The following is an 18,835-nucleotide window of genomic DNA, read 5'->3' on the forward strand; positions in this document are numbered from 1 at the left end:
CCCGGGGATCGCCGGTTCGGTGTGCTTGGTTGGGGTGGTGGCGATTCGGGTGAGCGTGGTCGTTCCGGTCTATCGCCCCGGAGGCGCGATCGACCCGCTCATCGCCTCGCTCGACCGGCAGACGATCCCGTCCGACGAGTTCGAGGTGCTGCTGTGTGACGACGGCTCGGGTGAGCAGACGGTCGAGCAGCTCGCCGGCATCGCCGCCGATCGCCCGAATGTCCGGGTCCTGTCGCTTCCGCACACGGGGTGGCCCGGCACACCGCGAAATCACGGCATCGATGCCGCCGCCGGCACCTACGTCCAGTTCGTCGACCAGGACGACTATCTCTTCGACGCCGCTCTCGAGCGGCTGTGCGATTTCGCGGATCGGAACGGGTCGGACGTGGTGGTCGGGCGCGAGGTCGGCGTCGGTCGCCGGATCCCCCGCCGTATCTTCCGCCGCGACGTTCCCCGTGCCACCCTCGGCGAGGACCCGCTCCTGGAGATGCTCACGCCGCACAAGCTGTTCCGCACCGCGTTCCTCCGCGAGCACGGCATCCGCTACCCCGACGGCAAGGTGCGTCTGGAAGATCACCTGTTCGTCATGCGGGCGTACTTCGCTTCGCGGACGATCTCGATCCTGTCGAGCGAGCCGTGCTACGCCTGGGTGCGGCATCCCGGCAGTGCGAGCTCGTCGCGCATCGACCCGGATCAGTACTTCCCGCACCTCGCGAACGTCCTCGCTCTCGTGGAAGCCCACGTCGAGCAGGTCGATCTGCGCGACCAGCTGCTTCGACATTGGTACCGGGGAAAAATTCTCCGGCGGATCGCGGGCCGGCGGCTGATCAACTATTCGCAGGCGTATCGAACGCGCTTCTTCGATGCCTCGCGGCCGCTCGTGCGCCGGTGGGTCGACGACGGAGTCGAGGCGGGGCTCCCGCCCGCCGAACGGGTGCGCTCGCGCCTGCTTCGCGCCGACCGTCGCGACGACCTGGCGGACTTCGCCCGCTGGGAGAGCGAGCTGCGCTGCCGTGTCACGGTGACCTCGGCGCGGTGGACCCGCGGCGGGGGCCTCGCGCTCGCGCTGTCGGTCGGGGTGATGCACGGCGAAGCGGATGCAGCGGTCTCCCTGTCGGCGGGGGATGCGGGCGACTGGACGGCGGATCTCTCCCTTCGCCCGTTCCGCGACGCGCTCATCGAGGCGGCGGCCGATGCGGGGCGCGACCGGGTCGCTGTGTCCGTCCGGACCGACCGCGGTGTCTCGCCCGTCGCCAAGGGATCGCGTCCGACCCGCGAGGGCGTACGGCTGGTCATCGATCCCCAGCGGGCGTTCGCGGGTGAGGCGGGCGCCGGAGGCACACTGGTGGCCAGCGTTCGATGCGCCGGGTGGGCCTTCGATGTGCCGCTCACGGCCGACCAGGGGGTCCTCGCCGAGGTACGCAACTCGCCGATCCTCGCGGGGCGCCCGCTTCGCCTCGAGGCCGGCGACGACGGAGCCGTGCGAGTGCACCGCGAGCCGAGCCGGGGGAGAGGCCGCGAGGTGCTCGCGCGCACGGTGCGCGCCGCCCGGGCCCGGCTGGGCCCCGTGCGCGGACGGTGACCCTCCGTGCTCGCCAGAGCACGAGGGCGCCCGCGCGTCAACAGGTGGTCGTTGCGTCAGCGGGATCGATACCGTTCCCCTATGAGCACGGCGAAGAATGCAGCGCGGTCTGCCCACTCCTCCTCGACATTCCGCGCGGTCGCTCGGGTCGGATACGCCGTCCTCGGACTCCTCCACATCATCATCGGCAGTATCGCCATCACGATCGCCACGGGCGCCGGGGGCGGCTCGGCCGATCAGAGCGGCGCCATGTCGCAGATCCGCGAGTCGCCCTTCGGCCTCGTCGTGCTGTGGGTCATCGTCATCGGCCTCACCGCCCTCTCTCTCTTCGAGATCGCGCAGGCGTTCTTCGCCTCCGACACCGCGGGGGACGACAAGAAGAAGTGGGGTCGCCGCGTCAAGCACCTCGGTACCGCCGGCGCCTACATCGCGGTCGCCGCGACCGCCCTCACCTACGCGCTGGGAGGAAGCTCCTCGTCCTCGGGATCCACGCAGTCGTTGAGCGCCCAGCTGCTCGCGACACCGGGTGGTGTCTTCCTGCTCGTCCTCGTCGGGCTCGTCGTCGCCGTCGTCGGCGGCGCTTTCGTCTACAAGGGGGTGACCAAGAAGTTCGAGGAGAAGCTCAACCTCCCGCCGGCCACGCTCGGGAAGGCGATCGTGGGATTCGGCATCGCGGGATACGTCGCCAAGGGCATCGCCGTCGGGGTCGCCGGCCTCCTCTTCATCGTCGCCGCCTTCACACAGGACCCCGAGGCCGCGGGCGGGCTCGACGGAGCACTGCAGAGTCTCGCGCAGTTGCCGTTCGGTCAGGTGATCCTCTGGATCGTCGGCGCCGGCCTCATCCTGTACGGCCTGTTCTGCTTCGCCCGCGCGCGCTACGCGCGCATGTGACCCCGCCCGTTCTGCCGCGTCAGTCCGCCGCCACCACGTCGACGACGATCGCCCGCTGCGGCTGCTGAACCATCGGCCGCAGCCCGACGACCGACAGCTGGCGGCCGGTCAGCACCGTCTCGGCCCCCGCCCATTCCAGCGGCGACTGCCCGGCATCGTGAGCGCGGGTCAACGGAGACAGGGTCACCCGGTACAGGCGGTCATCCGCCAGCCCGGGCATCCGCACGCGTCCGGGCGGCCACGCGGCATCCGTCATCGTCTGCACGATCGTGAACATCGCCTGCGAACCGTCCGCCGCGACGACGCCGCGCACGTCCACACCGGGGTCGGTGCCGTCGACGTGCACGGTCCGCCCGGTGGCGATCATTTCGCGGAGGGACGCCGCGTACGCCACCCACTCCGCGATTCTCGCCCGCGTCGCCCGGTCGGTGCCGGTGAGGTCCCACTCGATGCCGAAGTGCCCGATGAGGGCGACCGCCGCACTCAGCTCGAGATCCACGGTGCGCCCCGAGGTGTGCAGATGCGGGGTGGTCAGGTGCGCACCCATCAGCTCCGGCGGCACCACCAGACCGGTGTAGCGCTGGTTCGGCAGCCGTTCGAGCGGGTCGAGACTGTCGCTCGTCCAGATCCGGTCGGTGCGATCGAGGATCCCCAGGTCGACCCGCGCTCCGCCCGATGCGCAGCTCTCGATCTCGAGCTCCGGGTGCGCGGCCTTCAGTTCGTCGAGCAGACGGTAGAGCGCAAGCGTGGTCGCGTGCGCGCGCGAGGCACCGCCCGGGCCCGCCGCGGCATCGACGAGGTCGCGGTTGTGGTCCCACTTCAGATACGCGATCGGATACTCCTCGAGGAGCGCATGAAGACGCTCCGAGATGTAGCGGTACGCGTCCGGGTGGGCGAGGTTCAGCACCTGCTGCTGCCGCGCGGACGGCGGCAGGTCGCTGCGCCCGCGTAGGATCCAGTCCGGATGCTCCCTGGCCAGCTCGCTGTCGGGGTTCACCATCTCGGGCTCCACCCACAGGCCGAACTCCATTCCGAGACCGCGCACGTGGTCGACGAGCGGGTGCAGGCCGCCGGGCCAGACCACCGGATCGACCAGCCAGTCACCGAGACCTGCGGTGTCGTCGCGACGGCCGAGGAACCAGCCGTCGTCGAGCACGAAGCGCTCGACTCCCACTTCGGCGGCCGCGTCCGCGAGCGCCCGGAGCCGGTCGAGGTCGTGGTCGAAGTAGACCGCTTCCCACGTGTTGAGGGTGATCGGGCGCGGACGGGAGGGATGCTGCGGGCGCGCCCGCCACTCGTCGTGGAATCGGTGCGACAGCTCGCTGAGGCCGTCGCCCCACGATCCCATCACCGGGGGCGTGGTGATCTCGTCGCCCGGGGCGAGCACGACCTCGCCCGGCAGGAACAGCTCGCCGCCGGCGAGGAACGCGTCGCCGTTGCTCGTGCGTTCGGCGAGGACGCGGTGATTGCCGCTCCATGCGACGTGGAGACCGTGCACCTGCCCGGTCTCGAAGCCGAACCCGGGCCGCCCCGCGGCGAGGAGCACGGTCGCATCGGCGCCCGGTCGGCCCCGCCGGCTCTCGCGCAGATGGGTGCCGATGGCGAGGGGTCGGCGCTGCGGGGCACGTTCGCGCAGATGATGCCCGGTGGTGTCGAGGATCTCGGTCGCCTCCCACGGCAGGGGGAAGGTCGCCTGCAGGCGGTCGACGGTGAACGCGGTGTCGCCGACGTTGCGCAGGGTCACCCGCTGGGTGAACACCCCGGCGACGCCGAGCGCCAGGTCGACCCGCGCCTCCAGACCCGACTCGGCGTCGACGAGCTCGAGCGTCGCCGAGTGATCGTCGCCTGTGACGCCGGCGAGCGAGAACAGGATGCTGCTCCCTGATCCTGCCCGGTGGCCCTCGACGGCGGGGGAGAACATCCACCCGGCGGCCTCGGTCGGAAGGACGGTCAGCCGCGGCGTGGCGTCCAGGCCCCCCGACACCCGCTGCGGGCGCGCGGCGACGGCGAGCGAGGTCAGCGCCTCGCGGGGCAGCGCGCCGAGGTCGGCGCCCCAGTGCACGATCGTCGGGACAGGGGCGGTCGACAGATCGAGGATGACACTCGTGCCGCCGCGTCGGAGATGAAGGACGTCATCGCGGGGATTCATGCCAATATTTCTATCAGGAAACTATTGTCCGGAGGTGCCGTGCTCACCGACAGCGAGTCCGCCCTCGCGCGGGCCGTGCTCGTGCACGGCCCGATCTCTCGCACTGCGCTGGCCGAAAGGCTCGCCCTGTCGCCGGCGAGTCTGACGCGCTTGGCCAAGCCGTTCGTCGACCGGGGCGTGTTCGTCGAGCGGCCCCACATCTTGGACGGCCTGGTCGGCCGCCCCGTGACCCCTCTCGACGTCGCCTCGGAGTGGGGGCGGTTCGCCGGTGTGAAGCTGACCGGCGACCGGGCCTACGCCGTGCTCACCGATGCGCGCGCCGACGTCCTCTCCCAGGCCGACCGGGCACTGGACGCGACCGATCCGGAGGGCGTCGTCGCGCTCATCGTCGAGCTGGTGCGGGGCCTCGTCGCCGAGGCGACGGGCGACGCCCCGCTCCGGGCGGCGGGGGTGAGCGTCGGCGGCACCGTGCGGGCGGGGCGGGTGGAGTTCGCCCCGTTCCTCGCCTGGACCGACGTCGACCTCGCCAACCTCGTGAGCGCCCGTCTCGGGGTGCCGGTGACCGTCGAGAACGACGTCGTCGCGCTCACCGAGGCCGAGCACTGGTTCGGGAAGGGGCGCGGCATCCCGGGATTCTCGCTCATCACGGTCGGTGCGGGGATCGGGCACGGGCTCGTCGTGGACGATCGGGTGGTCCGGACCACGGCGGGAGTCGACCTCGTGGGGCACGTGCCGGTCTCGGCGGCGGGCCCGATCTGTCCGCTCGGTCACCGCGGATGCGCGCAGATGCTGACGACCGCGTCGGTGCTCGCCGCGTTCACCCGCTCGCTGGGCCGACCGGTCGCCGCCCGCGAGGCGCTCGTCCTCGCGCGTGCGGGCGACGAGACTGTCGTGCCGATCGTCTCCGCGCTCGCCGAGGCGCTGGGAAACCTCCTCGCCCTGGTGGCGGGCCTCACCCAGCAGTCCGTCGTCGTGCTCGCCGGTGAGGGGATCGATCTGGCCGCCGCCGCCGAGGAGCGCGTGCGCGCCGCGATCACCGCCGCCCGCGACCCCCGGGCCGATCCCGTGACGCTGCACGTCGACGACGGCGGCTTCACGGCATGGGCGCGCGGCGCGGCCGCCGTGGCCATCCAGGCCGCCGTGGACCGCATCGACCTCCGCGCCCGCACGTCGCGGTAGTCACCAGCCGCTCCGGGTGGGGGTGTGCCCCTCGCGCGCATCATCGGGCATCGCCATCTCCGCCCGCATCCCGAGCAGTCGCACCGGACGATCGGGCTCGATCTTGGCGAGGAGGGCGGACGCCTCGGCGATCACCGCCTGCCGATCGTAGGTCTCGGCGATCTTTCGGGTGAAGGTCTTGGTGACGAACGGCGCGTACCGCACCTTCAGCCCGAGGCCGACGACCGGGCGCCCCTCGGCTGCCACGTCGTCGAGCACCTGTGCGAGCAGCGCGTGCGCGGCCGCCTCGACCTCGTCGCGTGTTTCGAGATTCTGCTGGTACGTCGTCTCCCGGCTGTGCCCCCGCGCGACCCAGGGGGTGTCGTCGACGACGTCCGACCCGTCGCCGCGGCCCAGCTGGCGGTACCACGGCCCCATCTTCGGCCCGAACTCCGCCGCGAGCGGCGCGATGTCGGCGACGGCGAGGTCGCGGACGGACCGGATGCCGAGCGCCTCCAGGCGCCGCGAGATCTTCGTCCCCACACCCCAGAGGTCCGCGGTGGGCCGGTCGCCCATCACCTCGAGCCAGTTGTCCGCCGTGAGGCGGAAGCGGCCGCGCGGCTTGCCGAATCCGGTGGCGTTCTTCGCGCGCACGAGCGTGTCGCCGATGCCGACGCTGCAGTGCAGCCGGGTGCGCTCGAGCACGGCGCGCTGCAGGTCCGCGGCGAAGGCCTCGGGATCGGCGGCGGTCACGCCGACGAACGCCTCGTCCCACCCGAGCACCTGCACCACCGCCCCCGGCTGCGCTCTCAGGGTCGCCATCACCTCCTCCGACGCGGCCGTGTACGCGGCGTGGTCGACCGGCAGGATCACCGCGTCGGGCACCTTCCGCGCCGCGATCCGCAGCGGCATCCCCGATCCCACCCCGAACGCGCGCGCCTCGTACGACGCGGTCGACACGACCGCGCGCTCGGTGGGGTCGCCTCGGCCCCCGACGATCACCGGCTTCCCGGCGAGCTCGGGGCGGCGGAGCACCTCGACCGCCGCGATGAACTGGTCGAGGTCGACGTGCAGCACCCATCGCCGGGTCTGCGTCTCGCTCTCGGCCATCGCTGGGCGCCGGCTCGTCAGTCCTGGCTCACGGGCGGGGGGAACCCGAGTCGTGCATGGCGTTCGCGGGCGAAGTCCTGCGCGCGCGGCCCGGCGCCGAGGGCGCGGGTAGATGCTGCGAGCGCGAGCCGTGCGAGGGTGATCACCGGCAGCGGCACGCGGCGGAGGCCCAGCAGCTTCCGGTACTCGCGGGGGAGGCTCGCCACGGCCGCGGCGAACAGCAGCCTGTAGCTCACGCCCATCGAACCGGGGAGCGGCACGCGTCGCAGGAACCGCACGACCTCGTCGACCCGCTCGTCGCGGCGCAGCTCGCCGGTGAACGCCGCGAGACGCGCGCGCAGCTCCGCCTCGGTCTCGGGCGGGTTCGCCACCCGCATCAGCCGCCCTGCCTGCGCCCACTCCCTCACGTAGGCGTCGCCGCCCCCTGGGATCGGTCCGCCCCAGATCTCGTGCGCTCCCAGGAAGGCCTCGGTGAAGGCCAGGTGCACCCATTCGACGAGATCGGTGTCGCCGGCGGTATAGGCGCGTGGGCCGTCGGCCGTGTCGTACGTGCCGCGCACCCGCTGGTGGAGACGTCCGACCCGCGCGGTCTCGCGCTGCGCCTGCGCGGTCGATCCGTACGTGACGCAGAGGATCCACCGGACGGTGCCCGACAGGCGTCCCATCGGGTCGTCGCGGTAGCGGGAATGGTCGTGGACCCCCGCCAGTGCGCCCGGGTGCAGGGCCTGGATGAGCAGCGCGCGGATGCCGGCGATCAGCGTGCTCGTACCCGCATGCACGGTCCAGACCGCGCCCCCGTCGGCGAAGTACCCGGCGTCATCCCCGTCGGCGAGGGCCCGCACCCACGGCGGCGTGCCGTTCGGGTCGCCCGAGAGCGCAGTGAGCAGCCGCGACCGCAGCGTCGACGAACGCGGCGGAGCAATCGATCCGGTGCCCATGCTTCCAGCGTGCCACGGCTGCGGAGGTCAGAGCCCGAGTCGCGCCAGGTAGTCGCCGACGAACCTCCGGTCGGGGTCCAGGCGCGTTCGGAGCGCCGCGAAGTCGTCGAATCGGGGATACCGGCCGCGGATCTCGTCCCCGGGCATCGTGAAGACCTTCCCCCAGTGCGGCCGGGTCGATGCCGGCAGGGCTGCCTCGATCGCGGGGAGGAGGGCGCGGACCGCTTCTTCGTCGCGGTGCCAGGTGAAGTGGATGCCGACCGTGGGGCGGTCGTACGCGGGAGAGAGCCAGAGGTCGTCCGCCGCCATCGTCCGCACCTCGCAGGTGAGGAGGAGCGGCGCGATGCGATCGGCGAGCCCCCGCACCGCCTCGATCGCCGCCACCGCCTCGGTGCGGGCGACGAGGTACTCCGACTGGAGCTCCTCACCGGCCGACGGGGTGAATGCCAGCCGGAAGTGCGGGAGCCGGTCGTACCACGGCCCCCGAACGCCCAGCTGCGTCGTACACGGGGTCGGGTCGATGCCGGGGATCGGATGACGCGGACCGTCGGCCGCCCGCGCCCCGAAGGCCGACAGGTCGTCGGGGCGTGAGGTCGCCCGGGCCTTCACCCACACCTGGTCGATGACGTCCGGGTCGACCCATCGTGTGAACAGGCTCACACTGTCGCCCGCGCCCGTGAGCTCGTCGAAACGACCCAGCGCGTCATCCCAGCGCACCCCCTCATAGACCGTCTGCGCGACGGTGTAGTGCGGCAGGACGTCGAGGTGAAGGTGGGTGACGATGCCGAGGGCGCCGAGGCCGACGACGGCGCCCGGGAAATCCTCGTCCCCCCGCTCGAGGGTGGCGCGCTCGCCGGCGGCGGTGAGCAGTTCGACCGCGGCGACCTGGGTGCCGAGGGCTCCGACGCGGTCGCCCGACCCGTGTGTGCCGGTCTGGACGGCGCCGGCGACCGAGATGTGGGGGAGCGAGGCGAGATTGGCCAGCGCGAGCCCCTCGCGTTCGAGCACCGGCACGAGGTCGCCGTACCGGATGCCGGCAGGGATCCGCACGCTCGTCCGGTCGGGCGCCACGTCCACCGCCCCGCTGCGCGCGAGCCCGGCGAGCGAGACGATCACCCCGTCGGTGTCGGCGATGTCGTTGAACGAATGGCGGCTTCCGAGCACGCGGACGGTCGCGTCGTCCTCTCGCGCCCGGTCGAGGATGCGGGAGAGTTCGGTCTCATCGGAGGGTTCGACGACACGCGCCGCGCGGTAGGTGAGGTTTCCTGCCCAGTTGGTGGTCACCCCACAGGTCTACCCGAGATCGGCGAGCGCCTGGGCGAAGGCGAGCGCATCCGCGGCGAGGGCGGCCGACGTGTCGGCATCCTTCATCCACAGCGGGACAGCCCTGGCGGCGATCGCGGCGGCATCGATCGCGGGCACCGCCTGCGCGTCCTCTTCGCCGACGAGCCAGCCGTCGAGCACACCGCCCCGGCCCCGGGCGCCGTAGTGACGGGCTACCGCGCCGGCGTCGGCGGACACGCCGATGACGGCGAGGCACGCCTCGGCCATGCCCCGCACCGCGGCTCCGCCGATGATGGGCGAAACCCCGACGATCGGTGCCGAGGCGGTGGCGAGCGCGTCGCGGATACCCGGGATCTCGAGCACCGGTCCGATCGAGACCACGGGGTTCGAGGGGGCGAGGAGGATGACATCGGCGGCGGCGATCGCAGCGAGCGCGGCCGGTGCGGGCCGGGCGGACTCGATCCCCTGCTGCTCGAATCGCGCGACGGCCAGCTGGGCGCGATGGCGGGTCCACCACTCCTGGAAGTGCAGTCGCTCACCGTCCGGCGTGACGATGTGCGTGTCGATCTCGTCGTCGGTGGCGGGGTGGAGAGCGACGCCGAGATCCCAGCGGGCTCCGAGCCGGCCGGCGACGTCGCTCGGCGTCTCGCCCGCGCGCAGCCACGCCGTGCGTGCGATGTGGGTGCCGAGGTCCAGGTCGCCGAGGGTGAACCACTCGGGGGTGACGCCCCAGGTGCGGAGCTCCTCCGACACGCGTTCGCTCTCGCCGCGCCTGCCCCACCCGCGCTGCTCGTCGTTCTGCCCGGCGAGGGTGTACAGGATGCTGTCGTGGTCGGGCCAGATGCGAAGCCCCGCCAGCCACCAATCATCGCCGGTGTTGACGACGACGTCGATGGTGTGGTCCTGGCCGCTGCGGCGGACGTGCTCGCGGACGCCGCGCACGAACCGTGCACCTCCCACGCCCCCGGCGATGACGGTGATCTTCACCCGTCAACGCTACCCGCGCCGCGACGACCACGCGGCGCACCGGGCCAGAACCGACGGTCCGTCAACCCCCTCGGCACCGCGGCGAGCGCGGGGGAAGATGGCCCGACATCCACGAGAGGAGATCGCCGTGTCCGATCCCAACAAGCCGAGTCAGGCCGAAGGCGAAGATCCCGACCGCCCCGCCGACGGCGAAGTGCTGCCTCGGGAGGGCCACCCGTCGCAGGCGGAGGGTGAGGATCCCGACGCGTGACCCCTGCCCGGCGATTCATAGCGCCTTGAGCGTGACCTGGCGGAGCGATCCATCGTCGAGAACAGCGGTCATCAGGGTGTGGTGCGGCTGGCGCCGCCGATCGGTCGGTGAGCCGGGATTGAGAAGCCGCAGCCCCGTTTCGGTGGTGGAGTCCCAGGGGATGTGGCTGTGCCCGAAGACGAGGACATCCAGACCCGGGTAGCGCAGCGTCATCCGTTTCTCCCGGCCCTTCGCGTCGCCGGTCTCGTGGACGACGCCCAGCCGCACCCCCTCGATCGTCCGCTCGGCGAACTCCGGTAGCCGTTGCCGCAGGTCGGTGCCGTCGTTGTTGCCGTACACCCCCAGCACCTCGCCGTGGCCCTGCAGGTCATCGACCACGGCCACCGACACCCAGTCGCCGGCGTGGACGATGAGATCGGCGGCGTCGGCCTCGCGCCGCACGGCGGCCGGGAGCGTCCGCGCCCGACCGGGGATGTGCGTGTCGGAGATCAGGAGAAGGCGCGTCGGCATGCGTCGATTCTGTCCGACCGTCGCCGCCCGTCGGGCCCTGTGCCACGATGGGCACATCCTCGCCGTCGACATCGAGGAGGTCGGGGTGGTCCAGGTCCGTGTGATCGGCGTCGCGCTCGATGCCGCACGACAGTACGTGATCCTGCTCCGGCCGATCGCCGAAGAAGAAGAGGGCGCGCGGATGCTGCCCATCTGGATCGGCGCGCAGGAGGCGACCTCGATCGCCATCGCCGTCGAGGGCGCGGAGCCCCCGCGTCCCCTCGCACACGATCTGATGAAGACGCTGCTCGAAACCGTGTCGGCCGAGGTCGAGCGGGTCGAGGTCACCCGCATCGACGACGGCACGTTCTACGCCGAGATCACCGTTCGGCTCCCGGATTCCCGGCGCGTCCTCGATGCCCGTCCCTCGGATGCGATCGCCCTGGCCTCCCGGGTCGGTGCGCCGATCTGGGTCGCCGACGACGTGCTCGCCGACGCGGGTATCCCGGTGTCGGCGATGGAGTTCGAAGAGGACGACACGCCCGACGAAGAGAAACTCGAGGAGTTCAAGCGGTTCCTCGACGAGGTCGATCTTGAGGACTTCCAGGGCTGACGGCGGACCCCTCAGGGCGAGAGAACGGGCAGGATGCGGGTGCCGAACTCGTGCCGGAGGGCGCTTCGCGCCGCCAGCCAGCCGGCCATGCCGTGCACGCCCGGCCCCGGGCTCGTCGACGCGCCGCAGAGGTACATCCCGGGCATCGCGGTGCGCCACGGCTCGGACGAGAACGTGGGGCGCCCCAGGAGCTGGCGCACATCGGGGAGGCCCGCGGCGATGTCGCCGCCCGGGTAGTTCGGGTTGTGCCGCTCCATGTCGACCGCGGTGAGCGTCGAGGTCGCCACGATCAGGTCGCGGAACCCCGGCGCGAACCGCTCGATCTGCGAGATGACGGCCTCGGTGGTGTCGACGGTCGAGCCCGCCGGCACGTGCGTGTAGGTCCACAGCGTGTGCATACCCGCTGGTGCGCGACTGTCGTCGAACGTGCTCGGCTGAGCCACGAGCACATAGGGCCGCTCGGGCACTCCGCCGCGCGCGACGACGTTCTCGGCCGCCGCGATGTCGGCTCGGCTGCCGCCGACGTGCACCGTTCCCGCGTGGCGGACGGCCTCGTTCGTCCAGGGCACCGGGCCGGAGAGGGCGAAGTCCACCTTCAGGACGCCGTTGCCGTACCGGAACCTCTCCAGTGCGCGGCGATACGCGGCCGGCATGCGCTCGCCGGAGAGGCGGATGAGCGCGGCGGGGGTGACGTCGAGAAGCACCGCGCGCGCGGGGGGGAGCTCGTCGAGATCGGCGACCTCGTGGTCGGTGACGATCTCGCCGCCGTGGGCGAGGAGGTCGTCGGCGAGGGCATCGGCGATGGCCTGGCTGCCGCCGATCGGGATCGGCCAGCCGCGGGCGTGGGCATGGGTCGTGAGGGCGAGGCCAGCCGCCGCCGAGGCCAGACTCGGCAGGGGGAGGATGGTGTGGGCCGACACCCCGGTGATCATCGACGGAGCGGCGTCCTCTGCGAAGGGGGTGTTCCACCACCGGCCGGCTTGCGACAGCGCTGCGAGTCCGAACCGCACGGGTGCGACGACGTGCGGGGGGACCCGCACGAGCGGGTGGGTGGTGAAGTCGGCGATCTGATCCGCCGCGGCGACGAGGGGGCCGAGCAACGCGCGGTACGCCGCGCCGTCGCGGCCGAGCTCATCCACCGTGCGGTCGAGGTCGCGGTAGGCGACGCCCGCGCGCCCTGCGTCCAGGGGATGGGCGAAGGAGATCTCGGGGATCTCGAAGCCGACGCGCTCGGCCAGTCCGAACTCCCGGAAGAACGGCGATGCCAGCGCGAGCGGATGCACCGCCGAGCAGATGTCGTGACGGAAACCCGGGAGGGTGAGCTCGGATGTCGCGGTGCCGCCGCCGACGGCGCCCAGGCGCTCGTAGACCCGGACGCCCAGCCCCGACCGCGCGAGCGTGACGGCGGCCGCCAGACCGTTGGGTCCGGCGCCGACGACGATGGCGTCGAGTTCTCCCGAGCGCCTCATCCGCGCGCCGCTTCCGCCGCCTCGGCGGCTTGTGCGGCCTCTTCGGCCTCATGATCGTCCGCGACGTCGGGGGAGGAGGGGCGGCCGGCGTCCTCGTTCTCCTCTTCGGCGGTGGTCTCGCGGCTGCGCGCATGGCGCCCCTCGGCCAGGTAGGCGAGGCGGTGGAGGGTCTCGGCGTTGCGCCAGTGCAGCAGCAGGTCGATCACCATGTCGGGGACGTAGCGGGGCGGACCCGCGATGGCTTCCTCCTGGAGGCGCACGACACTGCCCTTCCCGCGGGGCTTCACATCGATCGAGATGCGGGCTTCGCCGATGGGCCAGCCCGTGGCGACCATCACCGCACGTCGCGGCGGGTCCCACTCCGTGGACACCGTCTCGTCGTCGACCAGCAGTGGCCAGGCGCCGAAGGAGTGGTGCAAGCGCGAGCCGGCCGCGGGCCAGTCGGCATCGACGTCGCGCATGCGGGAGGCCCCGACCACCCACGACGGGAACAGCCAACCCTCGGCCAGCACCTCGAAGACGCTCTCGGGCGCACACGCCATCTCTCGCACGTTGCGTGACATCGCGAACTCCTTCCGGATGCCTCGACCGTACGGCGTTCCGAGCGCGCACCCCACCCCGTTGACAGGTCCCTCAACGTCGCCGCCACCACCGCCGAGGCGGGGGCGGCGGAACCTGCGCGGGCATGCGCGCCCGGCGTCGCGCATGCCAGGCGGCCACTTCGACCTCGATATCGCGGAGGGATGTGACGACCGGCGGGCCGCCGAGGAGCTGCATCCGAGCGAGCTTCACCCGCCGATTGAAGTCCTCCACCGCCTCGCGCACGTCCTCTTCGCGCGAGAGCGCATCCAGGCGTTCGGGTAGCTCGGCGTCTTCCACCCGCAGCGTCAGCGCCGGGGGTCCGAGCCCGGTCAGCTGCTCGCGTTCGATCTTGCGGCGGATCCACCAGTCCGGGTCGTGTGCGCGCCCGAGGTCGGGGAGGGGTTTGCCTGCGCCGGGGAGGTCATCGAAGTCACCCCGCCGGATCGCCTGCTGGATGGCGATCTCGACGTAGGCGGCACGCGCCGCTGCTCCTGCCGACGGCGACGGGTCAGGGGTGGGCGTGGCATCCGCGGACTCGGACGGCGCCGCGTGGACGCCCTCGCCCGTCGCATCCGGACTCTCTTCCCGCTGCAGCCGCTCGACGCGATACCGTGCCGCTCGAAGTCTGGGATCCTCCATCCAGCACCTCCTGCTTCCACGGTACGCAACCGTCAGCCGCCGGTGACGTTGTCGTAGGCGCGCATCGCTGCAGCCTGCGCGTCGGCAAGCGCCCCTTCCGCGGTCTTGTCACCGAGTAGCGCCGCGGTGACGGCGTTGTTCAGTTCGTTCTGGATCTCCTGCCCCACCGGCGAGGACCCGAAGGACTGGCCGTACTCGAGGACGTCGTAGTAGGTCTGGATGACCTGGTCGAAGCCTTCATTGCCTGACGACACCACGTACTGCTCGCGGATCGCCTGGTCGGGGCCGGGCGACCCGGTGAACAGCCCGGTGTTGATACCGCCGTCCGCCTCGCGGGTCGCCGCGCGTGCCTCGGCAGCCGCCATCCACGCGCCCTCGCTCGTCACGTCGACGAGCCAGTCGCACGCAGCGGCCGGCTGGGCGGCGCCGACAGGGATGACGAACGCCTGGCCGCCGGCGACGGCGAACGGGTTGCCCTCGCTGTCGAGGAACGGCACCGCCTGGATGTCGATCTCATCCACGTAGGGCGAGAGGACATTCGGGTACCACTGGGCGTTGACCTGCGCGCCGACCTGGCCTGCGACGAACTGATTCTGATCACCGAAGGTGTCGAACGAATCCGTGAAGCTCTTCACCTCGGCGAATCCGCCCTGCGCGTCACTGATCTGCTGCAGCATCTCGATGCCGGCGATGTTCGACGCGTCGTCGAGCGTCGGCACACCGTCTTCATCGGTCAGCTGACCGCCCATGCCGAGGATCCAGAGCGGCGCCTGACCTGTGGCGACGGGGTCGAATCCGAGGCGCGAGGGGACCCCGCCCGATTCCTGGTAGACCTTCGCGATCGCCTCGAGCAGGACATCGGGCTGAGCGGTGTCGATCTCCTCGTTCGTCACGCCCGCCTCATCAAGCACGGCGCGATTCACGATGATGGCCGGCGGCTGATAGAACTGCGGCACACCCCACACCTGGTCCTCGTAGCGCACGTCGTCGACGACGAACGGGTACCAGTAGTCGTCGGGCGTGACGTCGTGCTCGGCGAAGCAGTCGTCCATCGGCAGCACCAGGCCCTGCGCAGCATAGGTGGTGACGAAGCGGCGGTCCATCTGCACGACATCGGGCACGTCGCCGCTGGCGATCCGCGTCGTGAACTTCTGGGCGTCGAAGGCGGTGGCGTCGAGATCGATCTCCAGTTCCGAGGCCTCTGCGGCGGCGTAGTCCAGGCGTGCCTGGCCCACGTCGTCGGCGTTCTCGAACCCCCAGACGCTGAGCGTGCCGGTGGCGTCGGCGCCGAAGTCGACGTCCTCGGCGGTCGCGCCGCCTCCGCCCCCGCCGCAACCGGTCAGGACGATGAGGGATGCCGCGCCGAGAACGGCGACGGCTGTGCGCTGTCGAATCATGAGATTCCTTTCCCGTGATGGTGCATACGGCGAGGGCCTGCGGACGGCGGGGCAGCCGTCATCCCTTGCGCCCCTGCGTGGCGACGCCCTCGATGAAGTAGCGCTGCCCGAAGGCGAAGAGGATCAGCATGGGGAGTGTGACAAGGAGCGAGGCGACCATCACGTACTGGTAGTCGCCCTGCCCCCCGGCAGTGGGGCTGTACTTGGTCATCGCGTAGGCGATGCCCAGCGGCGCGGTGAAGTCCTCCACCCCGCCGGCGTTGAGGTAGATGAGCGCCGCCTGCAGGTTGTTCCAGCTCGCCTGGAACTCGAAGAGGAACACGATGACGAACGAGGGGATGGACAGCGGCATGGCGATCCGCCAGAACAGGCCCCAATTGCTCGCACCGTCCAGTCGTGCAGCCTCGAACAGCTCCCGGGGGAGACCCAAGTAGAACTGCCGCTGCAGGAAGATGTAGAAGGCCGAGCCGAAGAGGTTCATCCCCCACAGCGGCACCCAGGTCCCGAGGAACCCGGTCTCCTTCCAGATCAGGTAGATCGGGATCATGGTCACGGCGCCGGGGAGCATCATGGTCGCGAGGACCAGTCCGAACAGGACGCCCCTCCCCGGAAAGCGGAAGTACGCGAACCCGAATGCGACGATCGAGCTCGAGATCGCCACCGCCGTCGCGGCGAGGAACGCGATGGCGACGCTGTTCCACATCCAGCTCAGCAGCGGCAGCTGGTTCCACACCTCGACGTAGTTCTCGGGAACGAATGTGCGCGGAATCAGCGCGTTGTCGAACACCTCTCCGCGCGGCTTGAAGCTCGCCGCGAGGAGCCACGCGAAGGGGTACAGGAAGAGGAGCGAGAAGAGGATGAGCGCAAGGGCGAGGACGACACGGCCAGCCAGCGTCTTCGGCTGGGAGAACGCGCGTCGCCAGCGCGAGCGATGAGGCGTGGATGGCGCGGCTGCGGCCGCGGCCTCGGGCACGGGGCGTGAGACGCCCGGGGTTTGCAGGGTCGCGGACATCAGCGGTCCCCCTCGTAGTAGACGAATCGGTTGCCGAACTTCACCTGGATGACCGTGATGATCATGATGATGACGAACAGCAGCCATGCCATCGCCGCGGCGAAGCCGAAGTTGAACTGCCGGAACGCCTGTTGGAACAGGTAGATGGCGTAGAAGAGCGACGCCTCCGGTGAGGAGTTGCTCTGATCTCGCCAGAAGAGGATGTACGCCTGATCGAAGATCTGGAACGCCGCAATGGAGAGCACGATCACGTTGAAGAACATCGCTCCCGAGATCATCGGCAGAGTGATCGAGAAGAACTTCCGGACGGGACCCGCGCCGTCCAGGGACGCCACTTCGTAGAGCTCTACCGGAACGTTCTTCAACGCCGCGAGGAAGATCACCATCGTGCCCGCCACGGTCCACAGGGTCATGATGACGATGCTCGGCTTGACCCACGCGGGATCGACCAGCCACTGCGGTCCTTGGATACCGAAGATCCCGAGGAACTGGTTGATCGCGCCGGAGTTGCCGTTCAGCAGCAGGAAGAACACCGCTGCAGTTGCCACGGCGGGCGTCATCTTCGGCAGATAGTACAGAGTCCGGAAGATCCCTGCGCCGCGGCTCGCGCGCGCGAGGAGCATCGCGAGAAAGAGGGCGAACATGATCTCCAGCGGCACGGCCATCACCACGTAGAAGAGCGTGTTGGCCAGTGAGACACCCACGCGGGGGTCTTCGAAGAGGGTGGCGTAGTTGTCGAATCCGACCGGCCGGGCGCTGTTGGTGGCGAGGTTGTAGTTGCTGAACGAGATGTACAGGCTGTAGGCCATCGCACCGGCGGTGAAGATCAGGAAACCGACGATCCAGGGCGAGATGAACAGGAAACCCGAGATCGCCTCGCGGCGGTTGTAACGGTCGCGCGTCACAGGGGCGCGACGGGTCGATCGGCTCATCGCCCCACCCGTGTCATCCGTCGGTGATGCATCGGTCCTCCTCTGGGATCCTTCGGAACGTAAGCGTCCGAAAATCCCGCGACAATCCGCTTGCCAACGAGGAGAAGTTGTGTCTAGTTGCCGAACCGTACTTGTCGCCGAGGAGCTATCGCGGCATCGACGATGCCCGCCAGCAGCACGACGACGGCCGCGAGAAACGGCAGCGTCAGCGCGGTATCCGTCCCTAGGTATTCCGCGGCGATGCCCGCCACCGCGGTCGACGCCGATTGGCCGACCACGATGCCCGAGCCGAGCATCGTCATCACCGTCGACGAGCGCCCGGCGGGGCTTCGATGGGCGGCGAGGCTGTACTGCGTCACGAGGGTGGGGCCGATCCCGACGCCGATGACGAGGAGGGTCAGGGTCATGGCCACGACGCTGGAGACGAACGGCAGCACGAGGGTGCCGGCCACGAGGATGGCGGCGAAGACGATCCAGCGCGCGCCGAGCGTGAATCGGGCGGGGAAGGCCGCGACACCCAGCGCGAGGGCTGCCGAGCCGAGGCCCATCGCGCCGTAGACGACGCCCGCCTGCTCGGCGATGCCGCGGTCGGCCATGAACGAGGTCAGCGAGGTGAGCATCGTGCCGAAGAAGAGACCCATCCCGAGGGCGCCCACGACCGGCGCGGCGACGCGGGTGAGCTCGCGCGCCGGCGCCGGGGCGGGGGAGCCCTCACGGATGCCGGCCTCGACGCGGGCGGACGGGTGCAGCGCGAACGCCGATACGAAGACCACCGCCAGGGCTGCGGCGCCGAGGACGGGCGCGACGGGATCGAGCGTGGCGGCGAGGACGCCGACGATCACGGGTCCGAAGACGAAGACGATCTCGTCGGCGGCCGACTCGTAGGCCATGGTGCCGCTGACGACGGCGTCCCGGCGGGCGGGATCGATCGCGCGGGCGATGATCCCCACGAGGCGACTCCGCGAGAACGGTGCGACCTGGGGCGTGGACGCGCCGATGAGGAAGCCGGCCGCCAGCACCGCCGCATCGGGGACCGGCGCGAATGCCAGCCACGCGATCGCGACGAGCAGCAGGCTGTTCGCGAGTCCGGCGCACAGCAGCACGCGTCGCTGACCGAATCGATCGGCCGCCGCGCCGAGGAGCGGACCGAACATCGCGGTGCCGAGGCCGGTCACCGCGGCGGTCACCCCGCCGAGGGCCAGCGAGTCGCGGGCCGAGACCACGAGGGTCAGGAGTCCGACGACAACCATCGCGAACGGCAGACGTGCGACGAGCGCGATGGGGAAGTACGACAGTCCCGCGGCCTGGATCAGAGAGGTCGGGCGGGGCGCAGCAGAAGGAGTCATATGCATC

The 18,835-nt window shown here is 70.9% G+C and carries 18 protein-coding genes; 5 read left to right on the forward strand and 13 right to left on the reverse strand.

Translation table 11 applies throughout. From position 1 onward, the window contains the following. Positions 1 to 37: 37 nt before the first annotated feature. On the forward strand, positions 38 to 1,582 hold the full coding sequence (locus T9R20_RS04015) for a glycosyltransferase family 2 protein (RefSeq protein WP_322411259.1): 1,545 nt from the start codon (positions 38 to 40) through the stop codon (positions 1,580 to 1,582). A gap of 81 nt (positions 1,583 to 1,663) precedes the next feature. Continuing rightward, on the forward strand, positions 1,664 to 2,473 hold the full coding sequence (locus T9R20_RS04020) for a DUF1206 domain-containing protein (RefSeq protein ID WP_322411260.1): 810 nt from the start codon (positions 1,664 to 1,666) through the stop codon (positions 2,471 to 2,473). A 19-nt stretch (positions 2,474 to 2,492) separates the two neighbouring features. Here the strand turns inward: T9R20_RS04020 and T9R20_RS04025 are convergent, their stop codons facing one another. After that, entirely contained in the window at positions 2,493 to 4,622 is a 2,130-nt protein-coding gene (locus T9R20_RS04025) for an alpha-galactosidase (RefSeq protein WP_322411261.1), read from the reverse strand. 39 nt (positions 4,623 to 4,661) lie between these two features. On the opposite strand from T9R20_RS04025, the gene T9R20_RS04030 reads away from it, so the two are divergent. Continuing rightward, positions 4,662 to 5,801 (forward strand): ROK family transcriptional regulator, encoded by a 1,140-nt coding sequence (locus tag T9R20_RS04030; RefSeq protein WP_322411262.1) that lies wholly within the window; start codon positions 4,662 to 4,664, stop codon positions 5,799 to 5,801. Here the strand turns inward: T9R20_RS04030 and T9R20_RS04035 are convergent, their stop codons facing one another. From T9R20_RS04035 to cofD, 4 genes are read right to left on the reverse strand one after another with little or no spacing between them, the layout of a single operon-like run. Continuing rightward, a complete protein-coding gene (locus T9R20_RS04035) occupies positions 5,802 to 6,890 on the reverse strand; it encodes a DNA polymerase IV (RefSeq protein ID WP_322411263.1) in 1,089 nt (362 codons plus the stop codon). It lies immediately after the preceding gene. A 17-nt stretch (positions 6,891 to 6,907) separates the two neighbouring features. Then, positions 6,908 to 7,828: an oxygenase MpaB family protein gene (locus T9R20_RS04040; RefSeq protein WP_322411264.1), complete on the reverse strand. Its 921-nt coding sequence runs from the start codon at positions 7,826 to 7,828 to the stop codon at positions 6,908 to 6,910. 27 nt (positions 7,829 to 7,855) lie between these two features. After that, positions 7,856 to 9,112 carry an FAD-binding protein gene (locus T9R20_RS04045; protein WP_322411265.1) on the reverse strand — a complete coding sequence of 419 codons (1,257 nt, stop codon included), beginning with the start codon at positions 9,110 to 9,112 and terminating at the stop codon, positions 7,856 to 7,858. A gap of 9 nt (positions 9,113 to 9,121) precedes the next feature. Beyond that, on the reverse strand, positions 9,122 to 10,099 hold the full coding sequence (cofD, locus tag T9R20_RS04050; protein WP_322411266.1) for a 2-phospho-L-lactate transferase: 978 nt from the start codon (positions 10,097 to 10,099) through the stop codon (positions 9,122 to 9,124). Positions 10,100 to 10,226: 127 nt separating this feature from the next. On the opposite strand from cofD, the gene T9R20_RS04055 reads away from it, so the two are divergent. Beyond that, positions 10,227 to 10,349: a hypothetical protein gene (locus T9R20_RS04055; protein ID WP_322411267.1), complete on the forward strand. Its 123-nt coding sequence runs from the start codon at positions 10,227 to 10,229 to the stop codon at positions 10,347 to 10,349. A gap of 15 nt (positions 10,350 to 10,364) precedes the next feature. Here T9R20_RS04055 and T9R20_RS04060 read toward each other — a convergent pair whose 3' ends face one another. Continuing rightward, a complete protein-coding gene (locus T9R20_RS04060; RefSeq protein WP_322411268.1) occupies positions 10,365 to 10,859 on the reverse strand; it encodes a metallophosphoesterase family protein in 495 nt (164 codons plus the stop codon). Here T9R20_RS04060 and T9R20_RS04065 point away from each other — a divergent pair. Beyond that, a complete protein-coding gene (locus T9R20_RS04065; RefSeq protein ID WP_322411269.1) occupies positions 10,858 to 11,451 on the forward strand; it encodes a bifunctional nuclease family protein in 594 nt (197 codons plus the stop codon). The genes T9R20_RS04060 and T9R20_RS04065 overlap by 2 nt on opposite strands. Positions 11,452 to 11,462: 11 nt before the next feature. Here the strand turns inward: T9R20_RS04065 and T9R20_RS04070 are convergent, their stop codons facing one another. The 7 genes from T9R20_RS04070 to T9R20_RS04100 form a co-directional block, all read right to left on the reverse strand. Then, entirely contained in the window at positions 11,463 to 12,920 is a 1,458-nt protein-coding gene (locus T9R20_RS04070) for an NAD(P)/FAD-dependent oxidoreductase (protein WP_322411270.1), read from the reverse strand. Next, positions 12,917 to 13,483 (reverse strand): SRPBCC family protein, encoded by a 567-nt coding sequence (locus tag T9R20_RS04075; RefSeq protein WP_322411271.1) that lies wholly within the window; start codon positions 13,481 to 13,483, stop codon positions 12,917 to 12,919. The genes T9R20_RS04070 and T9R20_RS04075 overlap by 4 nt, the downstream gene beginning before the upstream one ends. A 70-nt stretch (positions 13,484 to 13,553) precedes the next feature. Continuing rightward, the gene (locus T9R20_RS04080) at positions 13,554 to 14,141 is read right to left on the reverse strand and encodes a DUF1992 domain-containing protein (protein WP_322411272.1); all 588 of its coding nucleotides are present in this window, start codon (positions 14,139 to 14,141) and stop codon (positions 13,554 to 13,556) included. A gap of 32 nt (positions 14,142 to 14,173) precedes the next feature. Further along, entirely contained in the window at positions 14,174 to 15,538 is a 1,365-nt protein-coding gene (locus T9R20_RS04085; RefSeq protein WP_322411273.1) for an ABC transporter substrate-binding protein, read from the reverse strand. 58 nt (positions 15,539 to 15,596) lie between these two features. Further along, a complete protein-coding gene (locus tag T9R20_RS04090) occupies positions 15,597 to 16,550 on the reverse strand; it encodes a carbohydrate ABC transporter permease (RefSeq protein WP_322411274.1) in 954 nt (317 codons plus the stop codon). Then, complete coding sequence (locus T9R20_RS04095) at positions 16,550 to 17,482, reverse strand: sugar ABC transporter permease (protein WP_322411275.1); 933 nt, start codon at positions 17,480 to 17,482, stop codon at positions 16,550 to 16,552. The genes T9R20_RS04090 and T9R20_RS04095 overlap by 1 nt, the downstream gene beginning before the upstream one ends. Before the next feature lie 113 nt (positions 17,483 to 17,595). Next, on the reverse strand, positions 17,596 to 18,834 hold the full coding sequence (locus T9R20_RS04100) for an MFS transporter (RefSeq protein WP_322411276.1): 1,239 nt from the start codon (positions 18,832 to 18,834) through the stop codon (positions 17,596 to 17,598). Position 18,835: the final 1 nt, after the last annotated feature.

This window comes from Microbacterium invictum, assembly GCF_034421375.1.
Classification (GTDB): Bacteria; Actinomycetota; Actinomycetes; order Actinomycetales; family Microbacteriaceae; genus Microbacterium; species Microbacterium invictum_A.